The 5,122-nt window shown below is 51.3% G+C and carries 4 protein-coding genes and 1 pseudogene; 4 read left to right on the forward strand and 1 reads right to left on the reverse strand.

Annotated elements, in window-relative coordinates; translation table 11 throughout:
• The coding region (locus CPT76_RS00505; RefSeq protein WP_146116122.1) for a DEAD/DEAH box helicase at positions 1-783 on the reverse strand (783 nt) is incomplete at its 3' end.
• Positions 784-1,100: 317 nt separating this feature from the next.
• Between CPT76_RS00505 and CPT76_RS00510 the strand changes: the two genes are divergently transcribed.
• The 4 genes and pseudogenes from CPT76_RS00510 to CPT76_RS00525 form a co-directional block, all read left to right on the forward strand.
• The gene (locus CPT76_RS00510; RefSeq protein WP_105441575.1) at positions 1,101-1,931 is read left to right on the forward strand and encodes a YitT family protein; all 831 of its coding nucleotides are present in this window, start codon (positions 1,101-1,103) and stop codon (positions 1,929-1,931) included.
• Between the two features lie 188 nt (positions 1,932-2,119).
• Complete coding sequence (locus CPT76_RS00515; protein WP_105441867.1) at positions 2,120-2,314, forward strand: hypothetical protein; 195 nt, start codon at positions 2,120-2,122, stop codon at positions 2,312-2,314.
• A gap of 346 nt (positions 2,315-2,660) precedes the next feature.
• Positions 2,661-3,833 carry a putative glycoside hydrolase gene (locus CPT76_RS00520; RefSeq protein ID WP_105441576.1) on the forward strand — a complete coding sequence of 391 codons (1,173 nt, stop codon included), beginning with the start codon at positions 2,661-2,663 and terminating at the stop codon, positions 3,831-3,833.
• A 176-nt stretch (positions 3,834-4,009) separates the two neighbouring features.
• A pseudogene (locus CPT76_RS00525) lies at positions 4,010-5,122 on the forward strand (MATE family efflux transporter); the annotation flags it as partial.

The following is a 5,122-nucleotide window of genomic DNA, read 5'->3' on the forward strand; positions in this document are numbered from 1 at the left end:
CTGCAGGGCTTCAGCCAGCTCGTCGACACGGCGCTTCGTGCGTCCGAAAACGATGGCAAGCTCCGGAGATTCCATATCGATCAAGCGGCTGAGCGCTTCGAACTTCTGGCGTTCCGGCACTTCGATATATGCTTGGTCGATCAGCGGTGCGCTGACTTGTTTCGGAATGACGGAAACATGCTCCGGATTTTTCAAAAATTGCTGGGCCAACTTCTGAATGTTCGGCGGCATCGTAGCGGAGAACAGCATCGTTTGGCGTTCTTCCGGTACCAGCTTCAGGATCGATTGGATATCCTCCATGAAGCCCATATCCAGCATTTCGTCGGCTTCGTCCAAAATGACGGTTTCGACGTCGTCCAGGCGGATCGTTTTGCGGTTAATGTGGTCAAGCAAACGGCCTGGCGTGCCGATAATAATTTGGGGCTTCTTCTTCAACGCACGGATCTGGCGTCCGATGTCTTGACCGCCGTAAATCGGCAGCGAGCCAATTCCCTTGAAACGGGTCAATTTTCCGATTTCCTCTGCGACCTGAATCGCAAGCTCCCGAGTAGGTGTCATAATGAGGGCGACGATTTTATCCGTATCTTTGGAAATTTTATTAATCAGCGGAATACCAAAGGCAGCGGTTTTGCCTGTACCCGTCTGTGCTTGGCCAATCATGTCCCGTCCGCTCATTGCGATCGGAATGGATTGTGCCTGAATCGGTGTCGCTTCCTCAAATCCAAGCTCCGTAATGGCCTGCAATACCTTTGGTTCGAGGCCTAATTCTGCGAAATTTTTCAAATTTTTCATACTCCTTCTATAAAGTGGACATACCACAATCTTGTCTGTATTCTTAAGTAGCGGTAAACATTATATAGGGTAGCCAAACTTCGATCAAATTTTTCATGGCTTCAATTCTCTATAGCGTTTATCCGGGCAAACAAAACAGCCTACAGAATTTAGTAAACGGTAATTATTCTCCTGAAACAATGCAAAATAATACTATTGTACAACCGTACTCAAGAACATCTAATACATTATATCACAAACCAAATTACAAACACCAGTCAAGCTGAAACAACTTTCAATATTCTTGCAGAAAATTACATAATGAGGTGATGAGCTTGGAGCTCAAAAATATTTGGAAGTATGTGGTTGTGGTCCTTGGTGCGGCTTTTATTGCCTGCGGGTTCAATTTATTTCTCGTTCCGCTTCATTTGCTGAGCGGGGGCGTGTCGGGCCTGTCCATGCTCGTGAATTATTTTACACCGATCAGTCTCAGCGTTCTTTATTTCGTGTTTAACATACCGATGCTTGTCGCCGGCTGGTTCCAGCTCGGCAAACGTTTCATTATTCTGAGCATTCTATCGGTCGTCGCCACGACATGGCTGATCGCGGTAGTCCCCGAAACGTCCCTCGTATCCGATACGCTGCTGGCTGCAGTATTCGGCGGCGTCCTCGTCGGGATCGGGGCAGGCATCTCTTTCCGGGCCGGCGGCTCCTCCGGCGGGTTCGATATTATCGGGTCCATCGTTACGCGTTACCGCGACTTCCCGATCGGAAATATACTGGTGGCCATGAACGGGGTCGTCATCCTCGCAGCCGGTTACTTACAGGACAATTGGAACCTGGCGCTCGCCTCCATCGTTTCCATTTTCGTCACGGGTAAGGTCGTGGACATGATCCACGTCAGCCATTTCAAGGTCACCGTGTACATCATCACGAACGAGACGGATGCCCTTCTTCAACAGCTGCTGGAGCGGCCGCGCGGCGTAACCAAGATCAAGACGCAGGGCGCTTTTTCCAATGTGGAAAAGGATATGCTGATGACCGTTACCACACGGTACGAATTGGCCGAGCTGAAGCGCATCATCAAGCAGACCGACCCCAAGGCGTTCGTCAACATTGTCGAGACCGTCGGGGTCATGGGTTCCTTCCGCAGAAGCTGATTTTTGTATGCGCTAGTGTAAAAAAAACACCAAATGTGGTATATTAATAGTGCGCGCTTCCTACAATAGTTCCATGAGATTAGGATATACCCGAATTTCCCAAAGCACCAAAACGCTTTTCCGATTCGCCTTGCGTTGGATCATCTGACTGTGAAGATTCGAAGGAGGAAAGGGTGATTTTTGTGGAAATGGAAATGGAAACGGTAAAGTTGTCCCAAATCGTCATGAAATGGTTCCCGGATATGATGTCATTCTTGAAGCAAAATGAACTGAATTCCCTCATTGTGCTGCGGGACGGACTTAGCATTCTGGAACAAGAAGATGCCATGGAGATCATCCAGTACAGCATCTGTGAACATCAGAGCTCCGCGCTGCTTCACTGATTTATAGCAAGTAGCAAGTGCTTGAATAACATGCCATTCGCGAATGGCCGCTTTCAGCGGCAGCGCGGGTGGCATTTTTATTTGGCCTGAAGCGGCCAACGGGCACGGGAACTGCAATTTTGTCAAAATGTTGGAAGTCGCTTTTCCCGCAAGTATTTAAGCATCCCGGTGGCAACCCTACGGAAGAGGGAGACCGTTTGATTCCAAGTTTATTCGTTTAAGAAAAGGAAAGGCGCCCAGATCTCAGCCGCACAGCCTTCGCCAAATGATTACAAAGCTGTTGCACCAAACAGGAGGTCGTTCCGATATAATTGACATGTAAAGCCATTCAAGGGGAGAGAGTATTATGAATATTATTTGGGCGCTGCTGCTGTTGCTCGGCAGCAGTGCCGGTCATCCGCAGCAGGACAGCAATCATCCGTTAAGCCAATTGTTTCAGGCAACCGTTCATTCCGCAATGATCGCATCCCAACAAGACGTTCCGGTCAGCGCAGACCACCCGCCCGTCAAGGTAGATCCGCAGGTCACCGCCCCCAAAGTCAAAGGGATTTACGTTACCGCATACAGCGCCGGCGGTTCACGCATGAATCAGCTGCTGAATCTCATCGACAAAACCGATTTGAACGCCATGGTGGTCGACATCAAAGACGATGCAGGATACATAACCTATAAGACGGACAATGCCACGTTGAAGCAGATGGGCAAACCGCAGCCGTTCATTCCCGACATCAACCAGCTGATGCAGCGCCTGAACAAGCATAAGGTGTACCCTATCGCCCGGGTGGTCGTATTCAAAGATACGGTCCTTGCCAAGAAGCGGCCGGATCTGTCGTTTAAAAATCCGGACGGAACTCTCTGGGAGAACGGCAAAGGCGACAGCTTCGTCAACCCGTACAGCAAGGAAGTATGGGATTACAACATCGCGATTGCCAAGGAAGCGGCCAAGCTTGGCTTTAAAGAAATTCAGTTCGATTATGTACGGTTCCCGGAAGGATTCGAGAAGCGGGCCAATACGCTGAAATACGTCAAGAACGGTAAATCCCGCGTGGATACGGTCGCAGAGTTCGTCCAGTATGCCCGCAAGCAGCTGGCCCCTCTCGGCATTCGCGTGTCGGTGGACATATTCGGCTATGCGGCGTCCGTTCCGGCGGCCGAAGGGATCGGTCAGGATTTCGGCAAAATCTCCGAAAACGTGGACGTCATCAGTCCGATGGTGTATCCGAGCCATTACACGACGGGCTGGTTCGGTGCCCAGGATCCGGACAAGGAGCCTTACAAGACGATCAAGGGCTCTATGGCCGATACGCACAAAAAGCTGGATCCGCTCAAAGACCGCAAGCCCATCATCCGACCGTGGATTCAGGATTTTACCGCAAGCTGGCTCGGCAGCGGCCATTACGAGAAGTACGGCAAGCAGCAGGTAGAGGATCAGATCCGTGCCTTAAAAGACGCCGGCGTGGACGAATACTTGCTGTGGAACGCTTCAAACCGTTATTCCCAAGGCGTGGCCTACAAATAAGAGGTACCGTCTAGATCAAACGGCATGATTATATACGCACTTCCTTATCCCGGCGGCTTTCGCCGGGTTTTATTTATTTGGAAATGCCCCTGTTCAAACCGGTGTGCCATGGTTTACAATAATAGTCTTGTCACCTTTATGTCAGAATTCAAGATATCTGTGAGGCTCATTTTATTATGAAAACAACAATGTCGCTCAAGCAAAAAACGATGCAGTTTCTCGTCATCCTGCTGCCGATTCTAGTCACGCAAATCGCACTGTCCGCGATTACGTTTTTCGATACCAACATGTCCGGCCGGGCCAGCTCGACCGATCTCGCCGGTGTAGCGATCGGCACAAGCCTGTGGATCCCGCTCCAGACCGGCCTGAGCGGTATCCTGATGGGCATGACCCCGATCGTGTCGCATCTGGTCGGCGGCGGTAGCCGCAATAAGGTAGCGTATCACGTCGTGCAGGGCCTGTATCTCGCCATATTGCTGGCCCTTGTGATCCTTGGAATCGGCTCGCTGCTGCTTCCCGTTATTTTGGACGGGATGAACCTGGAAGGGAATGTCCGGGACATCGCTTTCCGCTTTTTGAGCTACCTGTCCATCGGCATCGTCCCGATGTTCGGTTATACCGTGCTGCGAAGCTATATCGACGCCCTGGGCCAGACTCGGATTTCCATGCTGATCACGCTGATCTCGCTGCCGATTAACGTCGGCTGTAATTATCTGCTGATCTTCGGCAACTGGGGCTTTCCCCGCTTGGGAGGCGCAGGCGCGGGAATCTCATCCGCCATCACTTATTGGTGCGTGTTCCTGATCGCGATCCTGTTCATCCACCGGCTCCATCCGTTCACCGATTATGGCATTTTCCGGAGGCTGTACGGTGTATCGCTTTCTGTGTGGAAGGAGCTGCTGAAAATCGGGGTGCCGATCGGCTTCTCCATCTTTTTTGAAACCGGGGTATTCTCCGGTGTTACCCTGCTGATGAGCCGCTTCGACACGGTGACGATCGCAGCCCATCAGGCGGCGATGAATTTTGCGTCCACGCTCTATATGATTCCGCTCAGCATCAGCATGGCGCTCACCATTCTGGTTGGCTCGAAAACGGGGCGGGCCGGCTGCGGGACGCCAGACAATACAGCAGGCTCGGGATTTCCACCGCGGTGGGCCTTTCGCTGGTTACCGCCGTCGTTCTGCTCGTAGCCGGACGTTATGTCGCCGGATTTTATTCAGAGGAGAGCCATGTAATCGAACTGATTCAGCATTTTCTGATCTATGCGATTTTCTTCCAAATCTCCGATG

Origin of the sequence: Paenibacillus sp. AR247 (assembly GCF_002968895.1) — a bacterium.
Lineage (GTDB): Bacteria > Bacillota > Bacilli > Paenibacillales > Paenibacillaceae > Paenibacillus_AQ > Paenibacillus_AQ favisporus.